Raw genomic sequence first — 25,066 nt, forward strand, 5'->3', positions numbered from 1 at the left:
AGCCGAGTGTCTGTCGATGACCGTAAGCGCGGCAGCTAGATGTCCAGCCCTCAGGCGGGACATCTGCCGAATTCGATCGAGCCGCGTACGTGCGGCAAGGCCCTAGTTGGCGGCCTTGATTTCGCTCACGGCGCGGGAATAGTCCTTCTGTGTCGCCCCGAGATCCCTGAGGAGCTCATACTTCATCAGTTCCGTCGGTGTCGTACCCATGTTTGGATACTGAGCGATCAGCTTCGGATCGAGGCTTTCCATCGCGGCCTTGTTCGGAACCTTGTACAGGATGTTCTCGGCCGCCCAGGCGTGGTTCTTCGCATCGAGCATGAAGTTGATGAACTTCATGGCTTCCGCCTGCTTTTCAGAGTTCTTCATGACGACAATCGTATCGACCCAGAGATCCGAGCCTTCCTTCGGCACCACGAACTTGATGTCCTTGTTGTCGGTAATGCCGTAGTTGCACCAGCCGTCCCAGGCCTGCACGAGGTGAGCTTCGCCGGATACCAGCTTCGAATAAAAGGTCGTGTCGTCGTAGGCGAGAAGGGTCTTCTTCGCTTCGATCAGCTTGTCCTTTGCCTGCTCGATCTTGCCGGCATCCTTCTCGTTGACCGAATAGCCGAGGGAAAGCAGACCCGCCGCCATCAGCCAGCGGTCAGTCGCCAGCATCGTGGTTTTTCCCTTCAGCGTATCATCGGGCTTCAGAAGGGTATTCCAGCTGTCCACCGGTGTCTTCACGAGGTCGGATCGGTAGCAAAGACCCGTCGCGCCCCAGGTATAAGGAACTGAATAGGCATTGCCCGGATCATAGGCCAACTGAGCGGCCTCCGGATAAAGGTTGGCGAGGTTCGGGATCGCGGACTTGTCGAGCGGCGCCAGCATGCCTTGGCCGTTGAGAATCTCGGCGAAGGGCGACGAAACGAAGACCACATCGTAGCCCTTGCCCTTGCCGGCCATCAGCTTGCCCATGATTTCTTCATTGGTGGCATGATTGACCACTTCGATCTCGAGCCCGGTCGCGGCTTTGAAACTCTGGGCTACATCCTTCGCCATGTAGCCGTCCCAGTTGGAGATCACGAGGTCAGCCGCACCGGCGACATTTGCGCTGCCCAGAATGACCGAGATAGCCAGAGCCTTCGTACTCGCGCTGCGGAGTACTGCTTTCGTTTTTCCACTCACGGAGAATTCCCTTTTTTATTTGTTCCACCTCAGAAATCAGGCGCCGCCGCTTGGCACGGTCATTTGCTGCCCGACGCGATGGTATTATTTCAAACAAAAATACGTCAATAGAAAAAATGATCGGCGGTATCTTTTTCCAATTTCGTACCATCGCACTTGAAAATCAATCCTGCGCCGGGCACTATGAATCAACGAACACGGGACGTACCGAATGACATCTGAGACGCAACGCCCACGCCATCGCCATGTTGAATTGGCGCAAAAGGTACTGGACATCGCGATAGAACGAGGGATGTCACCGGGCGAACGGCTTGCCGAACAGGCCCTGGCGTCCCTCTGCAATGTATCGCGAACACCGATCCGCAAGGCCCTGCAAGTCCTAGCCGATGAGTCCATCGTCACCGCGGACACCGATGGCGGCTATGTTCTCGCGGTGGATCCCGTGACCCTTCCGAGACTCGCGGGCGGCGAGTCGGAAACGAGCGAAGGGGATTTGCATCTTGCAATGCTGCGGGATCTCGCAGCCGGCAGGATCCAGGAAGTCCAGACCATAGCCGGCTTGCAGCGACGCTACGACGCATCCCGAATGACGGTACAAAATGCGCTAAATAGACTGTCAGAAGACAATATGGTGGAACGTGGCGCCGGGCAACAGTGGGTATTGAAGCGCTTCGCCGTCAGCGTTGACTCCATCTCCAAGAACTACGAGTTCCGTCTCGCGACAGAACCCCTTGCGCTCACGATGCCGGATTTCAGGCGGGATCTGCCTGCCATTCTGGCGCTTCGCCACTCCATGAACAGGCTCAAGGAGATGGATGAATCGAGCTTTGATGTCAGGCTGTTCGAGCGCACGGACTTTGATCTGCACATGCTGATTGCGCGCTGTTGCGGAAACCCGTTCATGGCCGAGGTCCTCTCGAATTTCCATAAGCGACGGACAGCGATGCCGTCGCCCAGATATGCCAGCATGTATCGCCTGATCCAGTCCAATCTGGAACATATTCAAATACTTGAGCACATAGAGAGAGGGCAGCTTGCGCTTGCGGCGGATCTTTTGCGCGTGCATATTCAGCTGTCCCAATCGCAGCGCCCTTCGCTCGCTGGCCGGGGCGTTCCCCGCGCATTCAAAGTCGTAGGCCGTTGATCGAACATGCCCACTGAAAAAACCATCGCCTTCTTTCCCGAGGCCAGCTACGGAGCCGCGCTCAACTGCATCGGCATCGCACAAGCGCTGCGGCGCATGGGACACAAGCCAGTCTTCATCTGCCATCCGGGCTTCTCGGGCATCTTCGCCGACTACGGTTTTCCCGAATATCCGCTGTCGGATACCGAAGAACCGACCGACTGGAACGATTTTATCGAGCGCCATCAGGATGCGTTTCGCCAGCCGCCGGTCGATCAGCTCGACACCTACATCGGCCCCACGTGGGAAACGATCGTGGACACGGCGATCCGCGTCGAAGAACCGCTCCGCCTGCTTTTGGCTCGACTGCAGCCGGACGTGATCGCGCTCGACAACGTTGTCATGTTCCCGGCGATCGCCAATGCCGGCGTCCCCTGGGTGCGGATCGTTTCATGCGCCGAGACTGAGATCCCGGATAGCAATGTCCCGCCATACCTTTCGGGTGCGGGTGAGAACGACAAGGACGATTGGGATGTGTTTTCGGCGCTCTACAAGAAGACCGTGGCGCCGACGCACCGCCGTTTCGCAGCTTTTCTCAACGAATGTGGCGTGAAGCCACCGCCACCACCCACTTTCCTCGACGCCTCGCCATACCTCAATCTTTTGCTGGCGCCGGAGATTATCCGGCACAAGAGACACCAGCCGCTGGATCCGGAAAAGTTCGTTTTCCTCGATGGATGCGTGCGCAATGAGGCGCCCTTCACGCCACCGCGTTTTGCGAACCATAACGATGCGCCTCTGGTCCTGATCAGTTTCGGCTCTCTGGGCGCAATGGACGTCGAGATGATCAAGCGCATGCTCAGCGTGCTTTCGACGCTCCCCTTCCGCTTTCTCGTCAATGTCGGGCACTGGCGCGAGGAGTATCGCGAGGTGCCGGACAACGTGTTTATCGACGCATGGTTCCCCCAGCCTTCGGTCGTCGAGCAGGCAAGCCTCTTCATCCACCACGGCGGCAACAACTCGTTCTGCGAAGCGCTCTATTTCGGTGTTCCGTCGCTGGTGATGCCCTACTGCTGGGACGGCCACGACAACGCCGTGCGGGCCGACGAGACCGGCGTGGGCAAGCGGCTGGACCGCTACAACTGGTCGGATGAGGAACTCGCAGGCGCGATCCATTCGCTGATCCGGGACCAGAAGATGCATATCCGGCTAAAGGCGAACGCCGAGAAAATGCGAAAGGCAAACGGCGTTGCCCGAGCCGCGCAGGAAATCGTCACCGTCGCGGAAAATCACAAGTGACAGCAATCAATCGCGAACCAATGGCCTGGAGCTGAGGAATGAAAGACAAACTATTCATCGCGGGCCAGTGGGTCGCTCCGGTCAAGGGAGGCAGCTTCGACGTCGTCAATCCGGCAACGGAGCAGACGATCCATCGCGCACCTGCCGGCACCGCCGAAGACATCGACCTCGCCGTCACCGCGGCACGACAGGCGTTCGACGTCGGCCCGTGGCCCAGAATGTCGGGCAGAGAACGCGCCGTCATCTTGCGCCGCATCGCCGATATCATTCTGGCGGAAAAGCATGCCCTGGCGCATCTGGAAGTGCTCGATAACGGCAAGCCGCTGCCCGAAGCAATCTGGGACATCGAGGATGTCGCCGGATGCTTCAACCTCTACGCCGCGTTTGCCGAGGAACTTGACGAAAACGCGGAAGAACCGATTGCGCTCGCGGACGCTCGTTTCTCCTCGAAGGCCGTCCGGGAACCGATCGGGGTAGCGGGCGCAATCATTCCGTGGAACTATCCGCTGCTCATGGCGGCTTGGAAGGTCGCCCCGGCGCTCGCAGCCGGCTGCACCATGGTGCTGAAGCCCTCCGAACTCACGCCGCTGACGGCGCTCGAACTCGGCGGAATCGTCGAGCGTGCCGGTTTGCCGGCAGGCGTGCTCAACATTGTCAGTGGCCTTGGGCCGGATGCGGGACAGCCGCTGTCCGAGCACCCCGGAATAGACAAGCTTGCCTTCACCGGGTCCGTGGCAACGGGCTCGAAAATCATGGCCACAGCCGCCCGCGACATCAAGAACATCAGCTTGGAGCTCGGCGGCAAGTCGCCATTTGTCGTTTTTGCCGATAGCGACATCGAGAAGGCCGTCGAGTGGATCATGTTCGGCATCTTCTGGAATCAGGGCCAGGTCTGCTCCGCGACTTCGCGTGTTCTGGTGGAGGAAAGCCTCTATGCGCCCCTCCTGGAACGGCTGGTGGCGGAGGCAGCGAAGATCAGGATCGGCGACGGCCTTGCTGATGGAACGCTGCTTGGACCGCTGGTTTCAAGCGGTCAGTATCAAAAGGTTCAGGCGGCTATCACCCGAGGCAAGGCCGAGGGCGCGACGATCGCCGGCGGAGGCAAAAGACCCGAAGGTCTCGACACCGGCTATTTTCTCGAGCCGACCATCCTCACAGATATGGCTGAAACCAGCTTCATCTGGACCGAGGAGATCTTTGGCCCCGTTGTGTGTGTCAAGCCGTTTCGCGATGAGGCCGATGCGATCCGCATGGCAAACGATAGCCGTTTCGGCCTTGCAGCAGCCGTCATGTCCAAGGACAAGGCACGGTGCGAGCGGGTCGCGAAAGCACTGCGCGCGGGTATCGTGTGGATCAATTGCTCGCAGCCCACCTTCGCCGAGGCTCCTTGGGGCGGTTACAAGCAATCCGGCATCGGCCGGGAACTGGGACGGTGGGGTCTCAGCAACTATCTCGAGACCAAGCAAATCACCACCTTCGAGAGCGATGATCCCTGGGGCTGGTACATCAAGTAATCGGTTGAAACCCCCGCCCTGCCTTTCATCCCTGCTCTTTCGGAGATTACTCATGCGCAATCCCTCTTGCCTGGCCATCATTCTAGCCGCCGGTGACAGCACGCGAATGAAATCGCGACGCTCCAAGGTGCTGCATCCGGTTGCGGGGCGTCCGATGATCGCCCACGTCCTTGATGCCATCAGCGAGGCGGGCGTGTCGGAGGCCGCGCTCGTGGTCGGACGAGATGCCGATGCGATCGGTGCTGCTGCGACGGGTACGAACGTGCAGGTAGAAACGTTTATCCAGTCCGAGCGGCTGGGCACCGCGCATGCCGTATTGGCTGCACGCACGGCGCTTGAGCGGGGCTATGACGAGATCCTTGTGACCTATGGAGACGTGCCGCTGATCACCGGCGCCACCTTGCGTGCGGCCCGCACGGCGCTCGCAGACGGCAGCGGCGTCGCGGTCATCGGCTTCGAAGCCGCGAACCCGACCGGATATGGACGCCTGCTGGTCAAGGACGGTGAGCTTTTGGCCATCCGCGAAGAGAAGGATGCGACCGACGAGGAGCGCCTGATCCGGCGCTGCAACAGCGGCATCATGGCGATCAGCGGTCGCCATGCGATAGAACTCATCGCGCAGGTCAGCAATGACAACGCCAAGGGCGAGTATTATCTGACCGACATCGTCGAGATCGCCCGAGCGCGCGGCATCGCAACCTCGGTCGTGGACGCCGACGAGAACGAACTCGCCGGCTGCAACAACCGGCAGGATCTCGCCGCGGTCGAACGCTTCTGGCAGGAGCGCCGACGCCGGGAGCTTATGCTGTCGGGTGTCTCGCTGATTGCCCCGGAAACCGTGTTCCTTTGCCACGACACCGTTATTGAGCCGGATGTAATCGTTGAGCCCAACGTCGTATTTGGCCCTGGTGTACGCGTTGAAACGGGAGCGGTTATCGGAGCCTTCAGCCATCTGGAGGGCGCGCACGTGTCAGCCGATGCACATGTCGGACCCTACGCCCGCCTTCGCGCCGGCTCACGGCTCGCCCGCGGCTCCAAGGTTGGCAATTTCTGCGAAATAAAGAACGCGATGATCGGGGAAGGCACGAAAGTCAATCACCTGAGCTACATCGGCGATGCGCAGATAGGCTCCGGCACCAACATCGGCGCAGGAACGATTACCTGCAATTACGACGGCGTGAACAAGCATCTCACGACCATTGGGTCGCGTGCCTTCATCGGCTCGAATGCATCTCTGGTCGCACCGTTGAGTATTGGCGACGGGGTGATCGTCGCTGCCGGCAGCACAATCACGGCTGATGTCCCAAGCAATGCCCTCGCCTTCGGTCGTGCACGACAGGAAACGAAGCCTGAGCGCGCCAACACGGCAAGAAAGACCAACCGGGCCTAGACCTGCAGCTCGAGCGAGCGAGCGACCGACCGATCGGAAGGCAATCCACCTCATCGCGCTAGGATCGCGAAACCAGATCGAGGTTGAAGGCCTCCAGCTGGTGGTAGAGTTCCTTGTATTTGGCGTAGCCATAGGCGTACCGATCCGTCAGCGACGGATCGGGTTCGAAAACGCGCTCCGTCACGACGAGCTGTGCGGCTGCATCGGCCAGCGAATGAAACAGCTGCGCTCCCGCGCCGGCCAGCACCGCTGCGCCGAGCACGCCGGCATCGAGATTCTTTCGCCGCAAGAGTGACTTTCCCAGCACGTCAGCACGGATCTGACACCAAACATCCGAAGCCATGCCGCCGCCTGCCGCGCAGAGCGCCGCAGGCACGGTCCCGGCTGAACGTTGCAGGCTTTCAATCGCCATCCGCGCCGAAAACGCCACGCCTTCCATCATCGCGACGGTGAATTCGGCGGGCCCCATCGCCGCATCGATGCCCGAGAAGGATGCCCGTGCATGGGCATTCCACAACGGCGCGCGCTCGCCCTGCAGGTGAGGAAGAAAGACTGGCGTCATGCAGCGCCGATCGACGTGATCGGCAAGGGAAGAAAGCTCCGCCGGCGACCGCCCAAGCAAGGTCGATAGCCACGCCATGGAGGCACCGCCGGCTTGCGTCGGAGCGGCATGAAGCACAATGGATTCGCAGCGTGGGAACGCGATCACACCCGGCTCGGGATTTCGTTGCTCGGAAACGATGCCCAGCACCTCGCTTGTTCCGCTGAGATACAGGCCATCCCCCTCGCGCAGCGCACCGCTGCCGAACAGGCCGGACCATGCGTCCATGGTCGCAACGACCATCGGCGTTCCGGCAGCCGGCAACCCACTTCTTATCTGTCCGGCAAGCGACGTAAAGTCCCGGATGGGTGCCAGTCGCTCGGCGGCCCCATCGACGAGGTCGACCAGCCCGCTTATGTAGCGCAAATCCTGATCGATCACACCGAAGGACTCCATCGGGTCGGCCACGACCTCGCCGGTCAATTGCATGATGCAATAGTCCTTGGGTGACATGACCCAACGTGTCTTTTGCCAGATATCCGGATGGTGACGCTTCACCCATTCCATGCGCGACAGCACATGGCTCGCGTCGATCGGCAGCGGCGCTCCCCACCAGGCGATCTTGTCGGTCGGGTCAACCCTGGCGTCCAGTTCGGCGGCCACATCGGCACACCGACCGTCCTGCCAGATAATCGCCGGCATCAAAGCATCGCCGTTCGCGCCGACGAAGACGTGACTGTTCACATGGGAGCACAAGCCCACCGCCTGCAACTGACCGGGTGCGAGATCAGAGGTAAGCTCGTCCAACGCCGCCTTGACGTTGACGATCCAGTCGCCCGCATCCTGCTCCACAATGTCTGGCGCCCGGCGCGTCGTCGGATAGTGACGGGCATAGCTGCGCTCGACGTTGCCATTCGCATCGAATCGCGCAGCCTTGACGGCCGTCGTTCCGACATCGATGCCGATCAGCATGGGACCGCTCACAATTTCCTCCGTCTGCGCTCTTGCAACCGACGCCATCCTTAGCGGCGCGATTGACTCATGACAATCTGTGGCAACCCTTGGGTACGGTCTATTGAAATGCGGATTAAGCTCGGCTAACGTCCCGAACACATTAGAGAAATCGAAAGATAAGGGCGGGGACCAGCATGACTTTCGTATTGAAGACCAGCGCCGTTGCGGGAGTTCTCGCAGCGCTTTTCATCGCAGGCGCAGCCAACGCTGCCGGCAAGATCGCGGTGATCACGCCATATCTCTCGCAGCCAGGCACACAGTTTTATGTCGAGGCCTTCCAGGAGGAAGCCAAGACGAACGGCTGGGATATCAATGTCATCGATACGAAGGGCGATGTAGCCGCAGCCATCAGCCGCATTGAAGACGTCAGCACCCAGAAGGTCGACGCCATCGTCATCAATGTCGATCCGGCGCAAGTTGCGGCCGGTCTGGAGACTGCCAAGGCAGCCGGGATCCCGGTCTTTGGCATGGATGCCGGCGCAAACCCGCTGCTGGTCACGAATGTCACATCGAATGGCTATGCGATGGCAGCCGATACCGCCGCCTATGCCGCAAACCGCATCAACGGCAAGGGCAATGTCGTGATGTTCGTTTTCGATGCCTTCCCGCCGGTTCAGGCGCGCGGCGTGATTGCCGACGCGATCTTCAAGAACAATCCCGACATCAAGGTTCTCGAGCGCGTCACCCCTGATGTCTCCGACGGAGGCATCGCGGATTCCCGAGCCAAGATGGAAGCAATCCTGACGGCTCACCCGGAAAAGGGATCGATCGCAGCGGTCTGGGCAGCTTGGGATCAGCCGGCCCTCGGCGCGTTGCAGGCAATTGAAGCGGCCGGCCGGCAGGACGAAGGCATCGTCATCACCGGCATCGACGCCAATCCTCAGGCCCGCGACGCCATCGCCAAGGGAAGCAATTTCGAAGCTTCGATGGCGCAGGATTTCAAGGGCATTGGCCGGACAACTGCCGACGCCGTGAAGCGCTATCTCGCAGGCGAAAAGATCAAGCAGAGCGTGCTCTACGTGCCGACCAAGCTCGTGACCTCGGCAAACGCCAAGGAATGAACGCGCCGACCCTCGAAACGCGCAGGCTTTCCAAGAGTTATTCCGGCGTACCTGCGCTAAGAGATGGCTCCATCACCGTCGCGCGTGGCGAAGTCCACGCGCTGATGGGCGAAAATGGTGCGGGCAAGTCGACGCTGATCCGTATTCTTGCGGGTGCGACGACGCCTGACAGCGGCACCATCCTGATCGACGGCCAACCGGTGTCGATCGAGCATCCCTCGCAATCGCGGCGGCTGGGCCTGCGTTTCATCCACCAGGAACTCGCCGTCATTCCGGAGCTTTCAGTCGCCGAGAACCTGTTTCTCGGCCGGCCCTATCCGCGTCGACTGGGCTTCCTTGCCGACTGGCGGGAGCTCAATCGGCGTGCATCGCGCGCCCTCGAAGCATTGGACATCGGTCATATTGACCCGAGCCGGAAAATGGCGCGGCTATCGCTTGGCGACCAGATGCTGGTAAAGATCGCCGCGGCCTTTCTGGATGACGACGGTGAGGCCGCTCGCCTCTATGTGATGGACGAACCCACGGCCGCCCTGACGAGCGAAGAATCCGAACGCCTGTTCAAGGTTATCGCCGGTCTGACGGAACGAGGACGAAGCGTCATTTACGTGTCCCACAGGATGGACGAAGTGATGCGCATCGCCGACAGGGTGAGCGTCTTGCGCGACGGCGAGACCGTGGCAACACGCGCGATATCAGAGATCAGCAAGGCTGAGATGATCGAGCTGATGACGGGTCGTCAGATCGCGGACGCTTATCCGCAACGGCAGGCGACGACCACGTCGGCATCCGTGTTGCGTCTCGACGAGGCGCGTTCGCCGGATGTGCACGCTATCTCGTTCGACCTGCGTGCAGGCGAGATCCTGGGTGTGACCGGCCTCTCCGGCGCTGGCCAGAGCGAGGTCTTGCGCCTGCTTGCTGGCGCCGACAAATGGACAGGCGGCACCATTGAACTCGACGGCAAGGCGCTGGCAGCCGGTACACCCGCGGCGCGTTGGGCAGCCGGCATCGCCTATGTGCCGCGCGAACGGCGGCTCGAAGGTCTTCTGCCGCGCGCGTCGGTCGCCGACAACACCGTCCTTGCCCATCTGGAATCCCTGAGCCGCGCAGGGATCCTGCGTAACCGCCGGGCGGAACTGCAGAGATCAGCCGACATTGCCTCGCGCGTCAAACTGAAATCGACAGGCGGCAAACAGCCCGTCTTTCAATTGTCCGGCGGCAATCAGCAGAAGGTCGTGCTTGCGCGCGCGATTCTCGGCGGCCCGCGGGTCCTTCTGCTCGACGAGCCCACCCGTGGCGTTGATGTCGCTGCAAAATTTGACATTCACACATTGATCCGGGAACTCGCCGCAAGCGGCGTAGCCGTTCTCCTGGCATCGTCTGATCTCTCCGAGCTGACCGGCATGGCCGACCGCATCCTCGTCATGCGCGAGGGGCGGCAGAGCGACATCGTCGCGGCCGATGGCCTCACGCAGGCAAGATTGCTTGCGCTGTCGTTCGGTGAGCCCGCTTAATTTCCCTGAGGACGTTCAATTGATCCGCGCCATTCGCAAATACGGAACCCTGGTTGGCATCATCGCCGTGATCCTGTTCTTCTGGATCAACATACCTGATACCTTCATGACGGCGCGCAACTGGCTGAACATTTCCCAGCAGGTTTCCATGCTTGCCGTCACCGCCTTTACCATGACGATCGTCATGGCGATGGGCGATTTCGACCTTTCCGTCGGGTCGATGGCCAGCCTTTCCGGTATCATCGCCGCGCTTGCATTCAAGGCAGGCGTGCCCGTACCCGCAGCGATCATCCTTGCCCTTGCCGTCGGGCTTGTCGGCGGATTGATCAATGGCTTGCTGGTCAGCTACATCGGCATCCTGCCATTCGTCGCGACACTCGGCACGCTCACCGTGTTTTCGGGCTTCGCCTTCCTCGTCAGCGGCGGCAAGACGATTTTCGGCACCGACATCCCCGCGAGCTTCAGCGGCTTTGCACGCAGCGGAATTCCGCTGTTTCAGGCTGGCGAGCAATGGGTGTCGCTACCGTATCTGACCCTTCTTGCGCTGATCGTGCTGTTTGTGGTTTGGGTGCTCCTGGAACACACCGTTTACGGCCGGCGTCTCTATGCCATCGGCGGCAATGCCGAAGCGGCCAGGCTTGCAGGCGTAAGGGTACGTTTCCTCCGCTTCTCCGCCTTCGGGCTGACAGGCATCGGCGCAGCGACTGCCGGGCTGATGTACGCCAGCCGGGTCGCCTCCGCCAACCCGACACAGGGCAGCGGCCTGATGCTTTCGGCAATCGCTGCCGTCTTTCTCGGCATGACGATGAGCGAAGAGGGAGAACCCCGGGTCCTGGCCACGTTTTTCGGAGTGCTCATTCTTGGCGTGCTCGACAACGGTCTCACGCAGATGAGTGTCGATTCCTATGTTCGCGAGATCCTGATCGGAACGATCATTATTCTCGCCGTGGCCTCCTCGAGCCTGAGCAAGCTTGGCCAACGATAGTCTGACACTCGGGGCGCCGCCACGGCGTCAGAGTGTCGGTTCGGTGAGGAAGCAGCGGACGACGGGAGCCTGATCCAGCACTTGGCACCGGCTAGCCGGTGCATATCCCGATTCTGCCGTCATCAAGACACATGAAGACGACGCCGCCATCTTCCAGCGCAAGTCGTAGCTGCGCCGCGGTGGCACGATGAACGTCATGCCGACAGCCTTCATAATCCCGTATGGTGCTGCGTGAGACGCCGGCTCTGCCAGCGAGGTCCATTTGAGTCCAGTCGAGGAGGCCGCGAGCTGCGCGACAAAGCGCCGGCGTCAAAATCTTGGAGTCGTTCGCTTGACCCATCGCTCGAAGTCACCCATATTGGTTGATATATGCCATATAGGGCAATTTCAGCCCAATTGCTAGATGCTGGCCGGATCCGCCCTTACGGGCTCTGGGATCGAGAAACAGAAGGAATAAAGCCTTGGGATAACAGTCGGACCGTCTCTGCTCGTTGTCCTGCTGCTTCTGCCTTTTGTCGGAAGCCTTCTGTCCGTCTGCCTGCTGAACACCCCGTCGCGGCGCCTGCCGGCCGGCTTGGCCGCCATCATCATACTCGCGTCCCTGTTGTTGACAGCAAGTTTTTATCCTGCGGTTTCCGACGGCGGGGTCGTCCGCTTCGATACGCAGTGGCTGCCGCAGCTCGGCTTGAACTTTACCCTGCGGATGGACGGCCTGGCATGGATCTTTACCATGCTGATCACCGCAATCGGCTTCCTGGTCGTGCTTTACGCGCGCTATTACATGTCGGAAGAGGACCCGGTCCCGCGGTTCTTCTCGTTTCTTCTCGCATTCATGGGCGCCATGCTCGGCGTCGTCATCTCGGGCAATGTGATCCTGCTGTCGGTGTTCTGGGAACTGACAAGCATCTTTTCCTTCCTGCTCATCAGCTACTGGCACAACAACCCCAACGCCCGCGACGGCGCGAGGATGGCACTGACGATTACCGGGATCGGTGGCTTCTGCCTGCTGATCGGCCTCATCCTGCTCGGCCACATCGTCGGCAGCTACGATCTAGACAAGATCCTCGATTCCGGCGATGTCGTTCGCAATCATCCCCTGTATCTGCCAGCCCTGATTTTCATCCTCCTGGGCGCGCTGACGAAAAGTGCGCAGTTCCCGTTCCATTTCTGGCTGCCCAACGCCATGGCCGCGCCGACACCGGTCTCGGCGTTTCTCCATTCCGCGACCATGGTCAAGGCAGGCGTGTTCCTGCTGGTTCGCTTCTGGCCAGTGCTTTCGGGCACCTACGAATGGTTCGCGATCGTCGGCGCCGCCGGCATGATCACTTTGCTGCTGGGCGCCTATTTTGCGATGTTCCAGCAGGACCTTAAGGGCTTGCTGGCCTACTCGACCATCAGCCATCTCGGCCTGATAACGGTCTTGCTCAGCCTAGGTAGCCCTTTGGCAACCGTTGCAGCAATCTTCCACATGCTGAACCACGCCACCTTCAAGGCCTCGCTCTTCATGGCGGCCGGCATCATCGACCACGAGACGGGAACACGCGACATGCGACGGCTGAGCGGCCTCTTCCGCTTCATGCCGTATACCGCAACGCTTGCGATCGTCGCCAGTGCCGCCATGGCAGGAGTGCCGCTCCTCAACGGGTTCCTGTCGAAGGAAATGTTCTTCGCGGAAGCGGTGGAGACGCATGCGGATTCCATCCTGGACCGCATTCTTCCCTATATAGCGACCCTTGCCGGTGCGTTCAGCGTCGCCTACTCGCTGCGCTTCATTCACACCGTATTCTTCGGTCCACCGCCGACCGATCTCCCGAAAAGCCACCCGCACGAGCCGCCCCGCTGGATGCGGTTCCCTATCGAATTCCTGGTCATCGCCTGCCTGATCGTCGGCATGGTCCCGGCGCTATCGATCGCGCCTTTTCTGCACAGCGCCGTCGTCAGCGTCCTGCGAGAAGACACTCCGGAATACAGTCTCGCGATCTGGCATGGCTTCAACCTGCCGCTGGCGATGAGCGCGATCGCCCTGGTTGGCGGTGCGCTGATTTACTTCTTCTTCAAGGATTACTTCTCCCGGTGCGATGACGGCCCTCCGTTCCTTCGCCGGCTCAAAGGGCAGCGAATATTCGAGCGCGTTATCGTCGAGGTGTCATGGCGCTGGGCCCGCATCGCGGAGGGACGCCTAGGCACGCGCAAACTCCAACCGCAGCTCCGTTGGCTGGTGGTCATGGGGTTTGCCGCAGGGATGCTTCCCCTCTATGTCAGGGGCTTTGAAAGCCGTCCATTTACCTACTCCGGTTTCGACCCCGCCTTTGCTGCGATATGGGCGATCGGCCTGGCGCTTGCGGTCGGCACGGCCTACATGGCCAAGTACCACCGTCTCGCTGCCCTGGTTATGCTCGGCGGCGTAGGCCTCGTCGTGTGCATCACCTTTGTCTGGCTTTCTGCACCCGATCTCGCGATCACCCAGCTGCTGGTCGAGATCGTTACCACGGTCCTCATCCTGCTCGGTTTGCGCTGGCTGCCGAAGCGGTCGGAGGACCTCGGTGAATCGATGACGCTGAGAGCACGGTTCCGCCGGTTTCGGGACTTCGCGCTGGCCATTCTCTGCGGCGTCGCCATGTCATTCATCGCCTATGCCGTGATGACGACGCCGGTGCCTGACGCGATTTCCAATTACTTCCTGGAAAACGCCTACACCGAGGGCGGTGGTCGCAATGTCGTCAATGTGATCCTCGTGGATTTCCGTGGCTTCGACACGATGGGTGAGATTGCCGTTCTCGGCGTCGTCGCCTTGACCGTCTATGGCCTGCTGCGCCGCTTCCGCCCGGCTGAGGACAGCATGGATATGCCGGAGCAACAGCAGGCGCAAAATCGCTTCGACGAGGAGCGGCCGGAGCGTTCGGCAGGCGACACCGTGCGCGACTACCTGCTGGTGCCGTCGGTGATCATGCAGTGGATGTTCCCGGTCATCATCACCTTCTCAGTCTATCTCTTCATGCGCGGGCACGACCTGCCCGGCGGCGGTTTCTCGGCCGGCCTGACATTGTCGATCGCCTTCCTGCTGCAATATCTGGCCGGCGGGACGCGGTGGGCGGAAGACAGAATCCGTATCCTGCCCTTGCGCTGGATGGGGGCAGGATTGCTGACAGCCGTCTCAACAGGGATCGGCGCCTGGTTCTTCGGCTATCCTTTCCTGACGTCGCACTTCCAATACATCGACCTGCCCCTCATCGGAAAAATGCCGGCGGCGACCGCGCTCCTGTTTGATCTCGGGGTCTTCTGCCTTGTGGTCGGATCGACGGTTCTTATTCTCGTCGCGCTCGCGCACCAGTCCTTGCGCATCAATCGCCTGCGGACGATTGAAGCCGCCAAATCGGAGGAGCGCTGATGGAGCTCGTACTATCCGTGGCCATCGGCGTCATGACCAGCTGCGGCGTCTGGCTGATCCTGCGCCCGCGAACCTACCAGGTGATTATCGGGCTTTCGTTGCTCTCATACGCCGTGAACCTGTTCATCTTCGGCGTCGGCGGCGTGAAGGCCAATGTCCCCCCGATCCTCGGCGACGGGGCAGCAGGCCACTTGGCGGATCCGGTGCCGCAGGCTCTTGTTCTGACCGCGATTGTCATCGGCTTTGCGACGACTGCGCTGTTTCTCGTCGTGCTGCTCGCGTCGCGCGGCCTCACCGGTAGCGACCACGTGGATGGGAGGAACGAGCCGAAATGAACGGTTGGGCCCACCACCTTATCATCGCGCCGATTTTGGTGCCGCTGATCGCCAGCGCTATCCTGCTGTTTGTCGATGAACGCCAACGTCTCGCCAAGGCCATGATCAGTCTTGCCTCGGCGATCGCGCTTACAGCCATCGCCATCATTCTCTTCCGCATTGAAAGCGGCCCGAACGGGTTTGAAGGCGCCTATCTGGTCGGCAACTGGGCTGCACCCTTCGGCATCGTGCTCGTGTTGGACGGCCTTTCGGCTCTCATGCTGTTGCTGACGGCCCTTCTTGCCGTCCCGGCCCTGATCTTTTCACTTGCCCGTTGGCACGCGGTCGGCGCGCACTTTCACAGCATGTTTCAGCTTCTGCTGATGGGGGTGAACGGCGCCTTCCTGACCGGCGATCTGTTCAATCTCTTCGTCTTCTTCGAAGTCATGCTGGCAGCCTCTTACGGCCTTTTGCTGCACGGCTCCGGCCCGCTCAGGGTCAAGGCGGGCATGCACTACATTGCCGTCAACCTGGTGGCTGCGCTGTTGTTTCTGATCGGCGTCAGCCTGATCTACGGTACCGCCGGAACGCTCAACATGGCCGATCTTGCGGCACGCATACCGGACATGGAGCCGGATCGTCGAATGCTCATGGAGGCCGGCGCCGGCATTTTGGGGATCGTCTTCCTCATCAAGGCGGGCATGTGGCCCCTCTGCTTCTGGCTGCCGACGGCCTACAGCGCCGCATCGGCGCCCGTGGCCGGCATATTTGCCATCATGAGCAAACTCGGCATCTATGCCATCCTACGCCTGACGATGCTTCTGTTCGCAGATGGCCCATCGGCGAATTTCGGCACCGTCGTTCTGCTTTACGGCGGCATGGCAACGCTGATCTTCGGCACCATCGGCGTGCTTGCCTCACAGGCCCTCGGTCGACTGGCCGGATTTTCGGTTCTCGTCTCCTCCGGCACCCTTTTGATGGTCCTCGGCATCAATGATGGGGCCGTGTCGTCAGGCGCCCTTCTCTATCTCGTCAGCTCGACGCTGACGATCAGCGCCTTCTTCATGCTGATCGAGCTTGTCGAACGCGGACAGGATGCCGGCGCCAACGTGCTCGCGGTGACCATGGAAGCCTATGGCGATGCGGACGACGAAACCCTGAACGAAGAAGAGGGCGTCACCATGCCTGGCACGATGGCCATCCTGGGCATCTGCTTCGCAGCCTGCGGTATCCTGCTTTCCGGTCTCCCCCCGCTTTCCGGCTTCATCGCCAAATTTGCGATGCTGTCGGCCATGATGGGCACGGGTGCTATCGGCGTACCGCCGACGGCCGCCGTCTGGGCTTTGATCGTGTTAGTCATCCTGTCCGGCATCGCAGCCCTTATTTCCATGACGCGCGCAGGCATCCGCACCTTCTGGGGTTCCATCGAAGGGACGGTTCCTCGCGTGCTCGTCATCGAAATCGTGCCTGTGATGTTCCTGCTTGCCCTGACCCTTGCCTTGACCATCCAGGCCGGACCGGCAATGCAATATATGGACACGACTATTCGCACGCTGAGCAAGCCGGCAAACTACATCAATGCGGTCAGCACGGCCGTACAGATCCCCGGCTACAAAGCGAGTTCCGGCGCCGCAAAGGAGAGCAAGTGATGCTGCCTTATCCCTTGCTCGCAACCTCCCTTGTCCTAATGTGGCTGCTGCTCAACGGCTTTACGCTCGGCAATCTGATTTTGGGCGTGCTGGTCGCCGTATTCGCGACCTGGGCCATGGCATCGCTACGGCCGGAAAAACCGCGGCTGGCCAAATGGTACCTCCTGCCCAAGCTGTTCGTGCTCGTGGTCTACGACATCGTGAAGTCGAACATGGCGGTGGCCGCGATCATCATCAGGAGCGGTTCGCGGCATCATAATCCAGGCTTTGTCACCATTCATCTCGACATCAGGAGCCGCTCCGCCCTCGCCCTGTTGGCTGTCATCCTGACCAGCACTCCCGGATCGGCCTGGCTCGAATATGACTCCAACGACAATTCAGTGCTCATCCATGTTCTCGACATTCAGAACGAAGCTGTCTGGCGAGACACCATCAAGAACCGCTATGAAAAACTGCTGATGGAGATTTTCGCGTGAGTGCAATCATTCTGTTCAGCGCCGTCTCGATCGCCCAGCTGATGCTGGTCCTGTCGATGGCCATCGTATCGGTACGGATGTTCATCGGCCCCCGCGCCCAGGACCGGATCATCGGTCTCGATACCTTCTACATCAACGCAATGTTGCTGCTTATGACGTTCGGCGTCGGTACAGGCCGGGTCGTCTATTTCGAAGCGGCACTGGTCATCGGCATGCTCGGGTTTGTCGCCTCGGTCGCCTTGGCGAAATTCCTGATGCGCGGCGAGGTGATCGAATGATGTATTCGGCCGCAGATATTCCTGTTTGGGTAGCCGCCGTGGTTGCCTTTTTCCTCTTGCTCGGCGCCGCACTGGCATTGATCGGCTCGATCGGCCTGCTGCGACTGCCGACATTCTACGAGAGGATCCACGCCCCCACGCTCGGAACGAGCTGGGGAATAGGTGGTATCATGGTTGGGTCCATGCTGTTCTTCTCGGTCGCGTCCTCGCGCCTGGCGGTCCACGAGATCCTCATCGGGGTCCTTGTTACCGTCACAACCCCTGTGACTCTCATGATGCTCGCGCGCGCGGCGCTGCATCGCGACCGGGTCGAGAACAACGGAAAGGCGCCGCCGAAGCATTCCGGGCGGCACCTCTGAGATTTCCCGATTTGAACGGAGGAGGAGCGGCATCATTCGCGTCCGCTCCTTCTCTGCTATCTCCGCCTCGCTAGCCTATATGCCCACCGCAGCGGCAAGCGCGGCCAAGGGTGAAGGCTCAGGCGAGAATACGTCAAGGACGCAAGGCGCCGCCACAACAGCCAGCGCCAGCATGCCAAAGATCAAGCGTTTCATGGGGTACTCCCTGGATTATCGAAATGGTCAGGCGAGTGTCAGCTCGACTGCGATATTGCCCCGTGTCGCCTTCGAGTAGGGGCAAGTCTGGTGCGCTTCCTCGATGAGGGCCCGGGCGAGTTCCGGGTCGAGGCCCGGCAGGCTGACATTCAATCGGGCCTGCAGAAAATAAGCGCCGTCGGTGGTGCCGAGATCGACTTCGGCATCGACAGCCGTGTCGGCCGGGAGCCGTAGCTTGCGCTTGCCGGCAGCAAGTCCCATTGCGCCGATGAAGCAGGCCGACCAGCCGGCAGCGAAGAGCTGCTCAGGATTGGTGCCAGGCTGCGCCGTGCCGGGAGGCGAGAGCTTGACGTCGAGCTGGGCATCGTCGCTGCGGACCAAACCATCGCGGCCGCCGGTCGTATGGGTCTTGCCGGTGTAGAGAACCTTTTCAATCTTCGTCATGGGAGCACTCCTCGTGTTCTGTCGCAAGGTGCGACGTTGTTGACAGGAGTGGTTTTGAAGGACTGACGTATCCGGCTTGTTTCCTGAAATGCCGGAAGTGTATCAAAGCGTAGCTAAAGGCCGGCGGGATATAGTCGCATACACAAAGCGGCCCGCGACCTCATGGCCGCAGCGTCACTTCGGCCGCCAGCCCGCCACCCTCCCGGTTGTAAAGGCGCACCGCGCCGCCGATCGTGCCGGCGAGCTGTTGCGCGATGGCAAGACCCAGCCCCGTGCCCCCGGTCTCACGGTTGCGGGACTGCTCCAGCCGGAAGAATGGCTGCATGGCCGCATCGAGCATGTCGTCAGGGATACCCGGCCCGCGATCCATCACCGTGATCGCGATATCGCTCTCGCCCTTTCGCTCGACGCTGATCTCGGCAGCGCCAGCGAACTTGATCGCATTGTCGATGAAGTTGGTGAGAATGCGCCGCAAGGCATGCGGCTTGGTCGAGGCGGTTCCTTGAACGACGCCGACCACGGAGACCGCCTTTCCGGTATCCTGATAATCATAGGCGATACTGTCGATGAAGGAAGAAAGGTCGATGCGCGCGATCTTCTCGCCATTGCCGTGCGAGCTGCGTGCATAGGCAATGCCGTCCTGCACCAACCGTTCGATCTCACGCAGGTCGTTGACGAGCTTGTCCTTCTCCGGCGAGTCATCCGCCATGTCGGCGCGCAGGCGCATGCGGGTGATCGGCGTCTGAAGGTCGTGGGAAATGGCTGCGAGAATCTGAACCCGCTCTTCGAGATAATGGGCGATGCGTTCGCGCATGCCGTTGAAGGCGCGCGCCGCGTGAGCCACCTCGCTCGGGCCGGCCTCGCTCATCGGCTGCCCTTTTTGGTTCGGATCAAGCGCATCGGCAGCCGCCGCGAGCTCACCCAACGGCCGGATCGCCTGCCGTACCGCGAACCAGGTACAAAGGACCAGTAACCCCATCTGCACGGCGAAAACGTAGGGAAGCCATTTGGCAACCGGCATCACGCCGGTCGGCGTGACGTCGATCGTCAATGGAGAGCCGTCGGAGAGCGTCAGGTGTCCCTGCAGCCGTTTGCCGTCGCCCGGAATGGATTCGATCTTCAGGGGAAACTTGTGGCCTGCGGCCTCCTCTATGCGCTCCGCGATCTCGGCACCCCGGCCGGACATGTCAGGCACGCCGGGAAGGCCCGGCCCGAGAACGAGGCGATAATTGCCACGGCTCAGCCGATCCAGCCAATCCGCCCGCTCGTTGGCCGGCAGCCGGTCGACCACGGCGATGGAGGTGGCAAGGTCGCTTTCCAGCGTCCCTAGCATCACCGCCTTGGCCGACATGTAGCGCTCCAGCAAGAGGATGCTGAAGGACAGGCCGTAGGCAATTGCCAGTCCGGCGAACAGGATGAGGAAGAGCCGCGAGCGGAGCGTGCTCGGCCACCGCCAGCGGCGAGCTGTACCGCTGGCCGTCATGTCCTGGGCTCCGAAATCTCGACCGGAACGGAGAAAACATACCCTTCGGCCCGCACGGTCTTGATGTAGGTCGGTTCGCGCGCGTCGTCGCCCAAGCGCTGGCGCAGCCGGCTGACGAGAAGGTCGATGGAACGGTCGAAAAGCTCGGCATCGCGCCCCTGCGTGAGATTCAGCAACTGATCGCGATTAAGCACACGCTGTGGATGATCGATGAAGACCCTTAGCAGACGGTATTCGGCTCCACTCAGCGCGATTTCGGTGCCATCCTTGTCGAGAAGATGCCGGCCAACCGTGTCCAGGCGCCAATCGCCGAAGGTCAGGATCTGGCCGGCTTCGCTGATCTGGAGATTGGGCGGCAGCATCCGCGTTCGGCGCAGGACCGCCTTGATGCGCGCCAGAAGCTCGCGTGCGGCAAAGGGCTTCTGCAAATAATCATCGGCGCCCATCTCCAACCCGATGATGCGGTCCATTTCGTCGCTACGAGCCGTCAGCATCAGGACTGGCGTCGCCTTGTGCTTGCCGGCGCGCAATTCGCGGCAAAGGACCAGCCCGTCATCACCCGGCATCATGACATCGAGAACGATCAAGTCGACCGTATCCGTCTCGAGGAAGTTGCGCATCTGCCGGCCGTCGGCCGCCACCGTCGCGCGAAGTCCGTTCTTCTTCAGATAGCTCGACACAAGCTCGCGAATTTCGCGGTCGTCATCGACGATCAGGATATGGTCGATATGCTCCATCTTCGGACCTTCAAATCCTCGTTTGCTGTATGGGCGGCGAACCGCTGATCCTCTTTAGACGCGGATTCGGCTGCTGCGAAGCGGAGAAATATCCTCACAGCAGCCAACGTCGACCTAGAACTTCGCAACGTCGAGGACGGCCTGGGCAAACGCCTCCGGCGCTTCCTGGGGCAGGTTGTGGCCAATGCCGCCTGTGATGTTGCGATGCTCGTACTTTGCGGAAAACTTGGCCGCATAGACCGAAGGATCCGCATGTGGCGCACCGTTTGCGTCACCTTCCATGGTAATGGTCGGAATGGTGATCACCGGCCCCATGGCGAGCTTCCTTTCGTATGCATCGTACTTGGCTTCGCCCTTAGCCAGCGCCAGCCGCCAACGATAGTTGTGGATGGTGATCTCCACATGATCGGGATTGTCGAAGGCCGGCGCCGAACGGTTGAAGGTTTCGTCGTCGAACTTCCATGTCGGCGATGCGGTCTGCCAGATCAGGCGGACGAAATCGCGGGTATTGGCGGCATAACCGAGGCGGCCGCGTTCGGTCGCAAAATAAAACTGGTACCACCAGGCAAGTTCAGCCTTCGGAGCAAGCGGCTTCTTGTTGATTTCCTGGCTGCCGATCAGGTAACCGCTGACGGACACGAGAGCCTTGCAACGCTCCGGCCAGAGTGCCGCCATGATACCGGCGGTGCGTGCGCCCCAGTCATAGCCGGCGACGATAGCCTGCTCGATGCCGAGAGCATCGAGAAATGCGATCATGTCGGCGGCAAGAGCAGACTGCTGACCATTGCGCGGTGTCTTGTCGGACAGAAAACGGGTGCTGCCATAGCCACGGAGATAAGGAACGAGGACGCGATAGCCGGCCGCTGCGAGGATCGGCGCGACATCGACGAAACTGTGGATGTCGTAAGGCCAGCCGTGCAGCAGCAAGACGGCCTGGCCATCCGCCGGGCCGGCCTCGGCGTAACCGATGTCGAGCACACCCGCTGCGATCTGTTTCAGGCTCTCGAACGAGGTATGGTTGCCGGCCTTGCCGGCGGCAGACGACGATCCCGTAGCAGATTGGGCGTTCGCCAACGAGGTCATGCCGAGCTCGACGGCTGCAACGGTCATTGCAGCTACGCCGAAGAAGCGGCGGCGTTGAAGGTTGACTTCGTTCTGGGGCAACTTGGGGCTCATCGTGTTCTCTCCGATCCGTGTTTGATGATGTGGGACAAAATGCTGGCGGCATGTATACGACATGTGTCCCCTGCGTCCCGTAATTGCATTCGGATGTAGCATCCGCCAGCCCGGATACAGTCTGATACAATTCATCGACCGTATGCCCACCCGGCTGCAGACTTGGCAGCACGATTGTCTCGTTCTGTAGACTGAGGGCCAATCCCTACACTTCGATACATTTCCCCGCCGATCCGGACACACGCGGGATACGTCACGTCGACCAGATTGGCGCCGTGCTGGTCGAACCGCATCGCCGGCCAGAACCAGAACCCGGTTTCAAAGGAAACGATGATGACCCTTCTTATCATTGCCTATCTTGGAGGCGCGCTGACGATCCTCAGCCCCTGCATCCTGCCCATCCTCCCCTTCGTCTTCGCTCGATCAGGACAACCTTTCGTCCGCAGCACGCTGCCCATGCTCGCCGGCATGGCTGCGACCTTCGCCGCCGTGGCGACGCTCGCCGCGGTCGGCGGCAGTTGGGCGATCCACGCCAACGAATATGGTCGTCTGGCTGCGATCGTCTTGCTAGCCGTTTTCGGCGTCAGCCTGATCTCGCCCCGCATCGCGAGCGCCATTTCCCAGCCGGTCGTTGACCTAGGCAACCGGATGCTGAACACCGCTGGAAAACCTGGCGCCGCGCCGACGGCGGCGAGCTCGCTAATCCTTGGGATCGCGACCGGTCTGCTCTGGGCGCCATGCGCCGGACCGATCCTCGGCCTCGTTCTGACCGGTGCCGCGCTACAGGGCGCAAACCTCGAAACGACCTTCCTGCTGGCCGCCTACGCCGCCGGCGCCGCGACCTCGCTCGCCATTGCCTTGGCTGTGGGCGGCAAGATCTTTGCTGGCATGAAGCGGTCACTGGGTGTCAGCGAACGGATCCGCCAGGCCTTGGGTGTAGCGGTACTGGCTGGCGTTGCCACCATCGCGTTTGACCTCGACACCGGACTGCTCGCGCGGCTTTCCTATGCAAGCACAACATCCTTCGAGCAAGCGGTATTGGACCGGCTGCAAGTGAAGCAGAATGCTGCACAATCCACAGAGGTTGCCAGCAACGGCGCGATGGCGATCAGCGACGCTACAGGATCGTTCCACGCGAACCTGCCGATCGAAGGCCCTGCCCCTTCATTGAATGGCGCGGTCGAATGGCTGAATTCGCCGCCGCTTGATCTCAAGCAACTCCGCGGCAAGGTCGTTCTGGTCGATTTCTGGACCTACTCATGCATCAACTGCATCAGGACCACACCCTTTGTCCGCGCCTGGGCTGAAAAGTACAAGGACCAGGGTCTTATGGTAATCGGTGTACATGCTCCGGAATTCGCGTTCGAGCAGAAGATCGACAATGTCAAAAAGGCCGTCAGCGACTTCAAGATCGGCTATCCGGTTGCGATCGACAACGACTACAAGATCTGGCGCGCCTTCGACAACAGCTATTGGCCGGCCCACTATCTGATCGATGCCGACGGCCAGATCCGCTACCACCACTTTGGCGAAGGCAATTACCGCCAGACCGAGCAGGCAATTCAGGATCTCCTGCGCGAGGCCGGCGCCAATGCCTCCGCCAGCGCGCCGGTGACACCCGACGCCAAGGGCGCTGAGGCCGGCCCCGACCTGAAGAACATCCGGTCCGACGAAACCTATCTCGGCTATACACGCGCCACCAACTTCGCCTCGCGGGAGAATGTGAACGCCGACGCCCCACGCGAGTATTCGGTCGGACAGCCTGATCTCAACGAATGGGGCCTGTCGGGCACCTGGACTGTCGGCGCGGAACAGGTCACGCTCGACAAACCGAATGGCGGTATCGCCTACCGGTTCAGTGCTCGCGATCTACATCTCGTCCTGGGTCCCGGCACAGCCGGGAAACCGGTCCGCTTTCAGGTGAAGATCGACGGCAAGGCGCCGGGAGACAGTCACGGTGCGGATACCGATTCCGACGGCAACGGCACCGTCACCTCGACAAGGCTCTACCAGCTTGTCCGCCAATCCGGCGACGTGGAAGTGCGGACCTTCGAGATCCGCTTCCTCGACCCGGGCGTCGAAGCCTACGCCTTCACCTTCGGCTGAAGCCTCTTTTCCATCCAACCAACCCCAATACAGGAGCTATTTCCATGAACCGTCGTTACATCTCCACCCTTGCTCTCGCATTCGCCACCAGCGTCATTGCCTTCGCAGCCCAGGCTGCCGAGGTGAAGAACATCGTTATCGTCCATGGCGCTCTTGCTGATGGTTCCGGCTGGCGCAAGGCAACTGACATCCTCGAACGGCGCGGCTTCAACGTCACGATCGTGCAGGAGCCGATCACCTCGCTTGCCGACGATATCGCCGCCACCAAGCGAGTGCTCGACCTGCAGGACGGTCCGACACTCCTCGTCGGTCACAGCTATGGCGGCATGGTGATCACCGAGGCCGGCAACAGCACGAATGTCGCTGGCCTTGTCTATGTCGCCGCCTTTCAACCCGACAAGGGCGAAAGCCTGCTGAACCTCGCCAGCTCCAAGCCGGCCAGCGGCATGAACATCCGCGAGACAAAAGACGGCAAGTATCTCTATCTGGATCCTGCCGGTTTCGCGGCCGACTTCGCCGCCGACTTGCCGAAGGACGAGGTCGCCTTCCTCGCCAAGTCGCAGGTTTTCGCATCAAAGGACGCATTCTCCGCCAAGGTTGGCGAGCCTGCCTGGCGGACGAAGAAGAGCTGGTCGATCGTCGCCACCGACGACCACTCGATCAACCCGGAGCTTGAGCGGGACATGGCAAAGCGCGCCGGCAGCGCGGTGACCGAGATCAAGGCAAGCCACGCGGTCTTCGCCTCCCGGCCGGAGAAGGTCGCCGATGTGATCGCGGCGGCAGCAGCTGCGTCCAGCAAGTGAGTTGTTGCGGCAGTTCACGCATGTCGTGAACTGCCGCACGCGCTATCCGA

At 60.9% G+C, this 25,066-nt stretch carries 22 protein-coding genes; 15 read left to right on the plus strand and 7 right to left on the minus strand.

Going from position 1 to position 25,066, the window contains the following annotated elements; genetic code table 11:
* Positions 1-102 precede the first annotated feature (102 nt).
* Positions 103-1,170: a spermidine/putrescine ABC transporter substrate-binding protein gene (locus A6U87_RS20685; protein WP_065693177.1), complete on the minus strand. Its 1,068-nt coding sequence runs from the start codon at positions 1,168-1,170 to the stop codon at positions 103-105.
* Positions 1,171-1,381: 211 nt separating this feature from the next.
* Between A6U87_RS20685 and A6U87_RS20690 the strand changes: the two genes are divergently transcribed.
* The 4 genes from A6U87_RS20690 to glmU are packed head-to-tail and all read left to right on the plus strand — an operon-like array spanning position 1,382 to position 6,496.
* Positions 1,382-2,314, plus strand: a complete 933-nt coding sequence (locus A6U87_RS20690) for a GntR family transcriptional regulator (protein WP_065693178.1) — start codon at positions 1,382-1,384, stop codon at positions 2,312-2,314.
* 6 nt (positions 2,315-2,320) lie between these two features.
* Positions 2,321-3,592, plus strand: coding sequence for a glycosyltransferase (locus A6U87_RS20695; RefSeq protein WP_065693179.1), 1,272 nt, complete (start codon positions 2,321-2,323; stop codon positions 3,590-3,592).
* Positions 3,593-3,630: 38 nt separating this feature from the next.
* Positions 3,631-5,106 (plus strand): aldehyde dehydrogenase family protein, encoded by a 1,476-nt coding sequence (locus tag A6U87_RS20700; protein WP_065693180.1) that lies wholly within the window; start codon positions 3,631-3,633, stop codon positions 5,104-5,106.
* Between the two features lie 52 nt (positions 5,107-5,158).
* Positions 5,159-6,496: a bifunctional UDP-N-acetylglucosamine diphosphorylase/glucosamine-1-phosphate N-acetyltransferase GlmU gene (gene glmU / locus A6U87_RS20705; RefSeq protein ID WP_065693181.1), complete on the plus strand. Its 1,338-nt coding sequence runs from the start codon at positions 5,159-5,161 to the stop codon at positions 6,494-6,496.
* Between the two features lie 58 nt (positions 6,497-6,554).
* Here glmU and A6U87_RS20710 read toward each other — a convergent pair whose 3' ends face one another.
* Positions 6,555-8,021, minus strand: coding sequence for an FGGY-family carbohydrate kinase (locus A6U87_RS20710; protein ID WP_065693182.1), 1,467 nt, complete (start codon positions 8,019-8,021; stop codon positions 6,555-6,557).
* Between the two features lie 164 nt (positions 8,022-8,185).
* On the opposite strand from A6U87_RS20710, the gene A6U87_RS20715 reads away from it, so the two are divergent.
* The 3 genes from A6U87_RS20715 to A6U87_RS20725 are packed head-to-tail and all read left to right on the plus strand — an operon-like array spanning position 8,186 to position 11,608.
* A complete protein-coding gene (locus A6U87_RS20715) occupies positions 8,186-9,112 on the plus strand; it encodes a substrate-binding domain-containing protein (RefSeq protein WP_065693183.1) in 927 nt (308 codons plus the stop codon).
* On the plus strand, positions 9,109-10,623 hold the full coding sequence (locus tag A6U87_RS20720) for a sugar ABC transporter ATP-binding protein (RefSeq protein ID WP_065693184.1): 1,515 nt from the start codon (positions 9,109-9,111) through the stop codon (positions 10,621-10,623). The genes A6U87_RS20715 and A6U87_RS20720 overlap by 4 nt, the downstream gene beginning before the upstream one ends.
* A gap of 19 nt (positions 10,624-10,642) precedes the next feature.
* A complete protein-coding gene (locus tag A6U87_RS20725; protein WP_065693185.1) occupies positions 10,643-11,608 on the plus strand; it encodes an ABC transporter permease in 966 nt (321 codons plus the stop codon).
* 91 nt (positions 11,609-11,699) lie between these two features.
* Here the strand turns inward: A6U87_RS20725 and A6U87_RS29390 are convergent, their stop codons facing one another.
* Positions 11,700-11,948: a helix-turn-helix domain-containing protein gene (locus A6U87_RS29390; RefSeq protein WP_083199617.1), complete on the minus strand. Its 249-nt coding sequence runs from the start codon at positions 11,946-11,948 to the stop codon at positions 11,700-11,702.
* A gap of 126 nt (positions 11,949-12,074) precedes the next feature.
* Here A6U87_RS29390 and A6U87_RS20735 point away from each other — a divergent pair, with 126 nt between their 5' ends.
* The 6 genes from A6U87_RS20735 to mnhG are packed head-to-tail and all read left to right on the plus strand — an operon-like array spanning position 12,075 to position 18,072.
* Positions 12,075-14,996: a monovalent cation/H+ antiporter subunit A gene (locus A6U87_RS20735; RefSeq protein WP_065693187.1), complete on the plus strand. Its 2,922-nt coding sequence runs from the start codon at positions 12,075-12,077 to the stop codon at positions 14,994-14,996.
* Entirely contained in the window at positions 14,996-15,331 is a 336-nt protein-coding gene (locus tag A6U87_RS20740; RefSeq protein ID WP_065693188.1) for a Na+/H+ antiporter subunit C, read from the plus strand. Before A6U87_RS20735 ends, A6U87_RS20740 begins: the two co-directional genes overlap by 1 nt.
* A complete protein-coding gene (locus tag A6U87_RS20745) occupies positions 15,328-16,959 on the plus strand; it encodes a monovalent cation/H+ antiporter subunit D (protein WP_065693189.1) in 1,632 nt (543 codons plus the stop codon). The genes A6U87_RS20740 and A6U87_RS20745 overlap by 4 nt, the downstream gene beginning before the upstream one ends.
* Positions 16,959-17,435 (plus strand): Na+/H+ antiporter subunit E, encoded by a 477-nt coding sequence (locus A6U87_RS20750; protein ID WP_065693190.1) that lies wholly within the window; start codon positions 16,959-16,961, stop codon positions 17,433-17,435. The genes A6U87_RS20745 and A6U87_RS20750 overlap by 1 nt, the downstream gene beginning before the upstream one ends.
* A complete protein-coding gene (locus A6U87_RS20755) occupies positions 17,432-17,713 on the plus strand; it encodes a K+/H+ antiporter subunit F (protein ID WP_065693191.1) in 282 nt (93 codons plus the stop codon). Before A6U87_RS20750 ends, A6U87_RS20755 begins: the two co-directional genes overlap by 4 nt.
* Complete coding sequence (mnhG, locus tag A6U87_RS20760; protein WP_065693192.1) at positions 17,710-18,072, plus strand: monovalent cation/H(+) antiporter subunit G; 363 nt, start codon at positions 17,710-17,712, stop codon at positions 18,070-18,072. The genes A6U87_RS20755 and mnhG overlap by 4 nt, the downstream gene beginning before the upstream one ends.
* A gap of 222 nt (positions 18,073-18,294) precedes the next feature.
* Here the strand turns inward: mnhG and A6U87_RS20765 are convergent, their stop codons facing one another.
* The 4 genes from A6U87_RS20765 to A6U87_RS20780 form a co-directional block, all read right to left on the minus strand.
* Positions 18,295-18,711: an organic hydroperoxide resistance protein gene (locus tag A6U87_RS20765; protein ID WP_065693193.1), complete on the minus strand. Its 417-nt coding sequence runs from the start codon at positions 18,709-18,711 to the stop codon at positions 18,295-18,297.
* Between the two features lie 160 nt (positions 18,712-18,871).
* The gene (locus tag A6U87_RS20770; RefSeq protein ID WP_065693194.1) at positions 18,872-20,194 is read right to left on the minus strand and encodes a HAMP domain-containing sensor histidine kinase; all 1,323 of its coding nucleotides are present in this window, start codon (positions 20,192-20,194) and stop codon (positions 18,872-18,874) included.
* Positions 20,191-20,931, minus strand: coding sequence for a response regulator (locus tag A6U87_RS20775; RefSeq protein WP_065693195.1), 741 nt, complete (start codon positions 20,929-20,931; stop codon positions 20,191-20,193). Before A6U87_RS20775 ends, A6U87_RS20770 begins: the two co-directional genes overlap by 4 nt.
* Before the next feature lie 114 nt (positions 20,932-21,045).
* Positions 21,046-22,107 carry an alpha/beta fold hydrolase gene (locus A6U87_RS20780; protein ID WP_065693196.1) on the minus strand — a complete coding sequence of 354 codons (1,062 nt, stop codon included), beginning with the start codon at positions 22,105-22,107 and terminating at the stop codon, positions 21,046-21,048.
* A gap of 333 nt (positions 22,108-22,440) precedes the next feature.
* Between A6U87_RS20780 and A6U87_RS20785 the strand changes: the two genes are divergently transcribed.
* On the plus strand, positions 22,441-24,213 hold the full coding sequence (locus A6U87_RS20785) for a cytochrome c biogenesis protein DipZ (protein WP_065693384.1): 1,773 nt from the start codon (positions 22,441-22,443) through the stop codon (positions 24,211-24,213).
* 44 nt (positions 24,214-24,257) lie between these two features.
* Positions 24,258-25,016 (plus strand): alpha/beta hydrolase, encoded by a 759-nt coding sequence (locus tag A6U87_RS20790; protein ID WP_065693197.1) that lies wholly within the window; start codon positions 24,258-24,260, stop codon positions 25,014-25,016.
* Positions 25,017-25,066: the final 50 nt, after the last annotated feature.

Origin of the sequence: Rhizobium sp. AC44/96 (assembly GCF_001692185.1) — a bacterium.
GTDB lineage: Bacteria > Pseudomonadota > Alphaproteobacteria > Rhizobiales > Rhizobiaceae > Rhizobium.

Excerpts from the sequence above, each read along its gene's own strand:
- A6U87_RS20690 (WP_065693178.1), top strand. The coding sequence starts at position 1,382 with ATGACATCTGAGACGCAACGCCCACGCCATCGCCATGTTGAATTGGCG.
- A6U87_RS20695 (WP_065693179.1), top strand. The coding sequence starts at position 2,321 with ATGCCCACTGAAAAAACCATCGCCTTCTTTCCCGAGGCCAGCTACGGA.
- A6U87_RS20700 (WP_065693180.1), top strand. The coding sequence starts at position 3,631 with ATGAAAGACAAACTATTCATCGCGGGCCAGTGGGTCGCTCCGGTCAAG.
- glmU (WP_065693181.1), top strand. The coding sequence starts at position 5,159 with ATGCGCAATCCCTCTTGCCTGGCCATCATTCTAGCCGCCGGTGACAGC.
- A6U87_RS20715 (WP_065693183.1), top strand. The coding sequence starts at position 8,186 with ATGACTTTCGTATTGAAGACCAGCGCCGTTGCGGGAGTTCTCGCAGCG.
- A6U87_RS20720 (WP_065693184.1), top strand. The coding sequence starts at position 9,109 with ATGAACGCGCCGACCCTCGAAACGCGCAGGCTTTCCAAGAGTTATTCC.
- A6U87_RS29390 (WP_083199617.1), bottom strand. The coding sequence starts at position 11,948 with ATGGGTCAAGCGAACGACTCCAAGATTTTGACGCCGGCGCTTTGTCGC.
- A6U87_RS20740 (WP_065693188.1), top strand. The coding sequence starts at position 14,996 with ATGGAGCTCGTACTATCCGTGGCCATCGGCGTCATGACCAGCTGCGGC.
- A6U87_RS20745 (WP_065693189.1), top strand. The coding sequence starts at position 15,328 with ATGAACGGTTGGGCCCACCACCTTATCATCGCGCCGATTTTGGTGCCG.
- A6U87_RS20750 (WP_065693190.1), top strand. The coding sequence starts at position 16,959 with ATGCTGCCTTATCCCTTGCTCGCAACCTCCCTTGTCCTAATGTGGCTG.
- mnhG (WP_065693192.1), top strand. The coding sequence starts at position 17,710 with ATGATGTATTCGGCCGCAGATATTCCTGTTTGGGTAGCCGCCGTGGTT.
- A6U87_RS20765 (WP_065693193.1), bottom strand. The coding sequence starts at position 18,711 with ATGACGAAGATTGAAAAGGTTCTCTACACCGGCAAGACCCATACGACC.
- A6U87_RS20770 (WP_065693194.1), bottom strand. The coding sequence starts at position 20,194 with ATGACGGCCAGCGGTACAGCTCGCCGCTGGCGGTGGCCGAGCACGCTC.
- A6U87_RS20775 (WP_065693195.1), bottom strand. The coding sequence starts at position 20,931 with ATGGAGCATATCGACCATATCCTGATCGTCGATGACGACCGCGAAATT.
- A6U87_RS20780 (WP_065693196.1), bottom strand. The coding sequence starts at position 22,107 with ATGAGCCCCAAGTTGCCCCAGAACGAAGTCAACCTTCAACGCCGCCGC.
- A6U87_RS20785 (WP_065693384.1), top strand. The coding sequence starts at position 22,441 with ATGACCCTTCTTATCATTGCCTATCTTGGAGGCGCGCTGACGATCCTC.
- A6U87_RS20790 (WP_065693197.1), top strand. The coding sequence starts at position 24,258 with ATGAACCGTCGTTACATCTCCACCCTTGCTCTCGCATTCGCCACCAGC.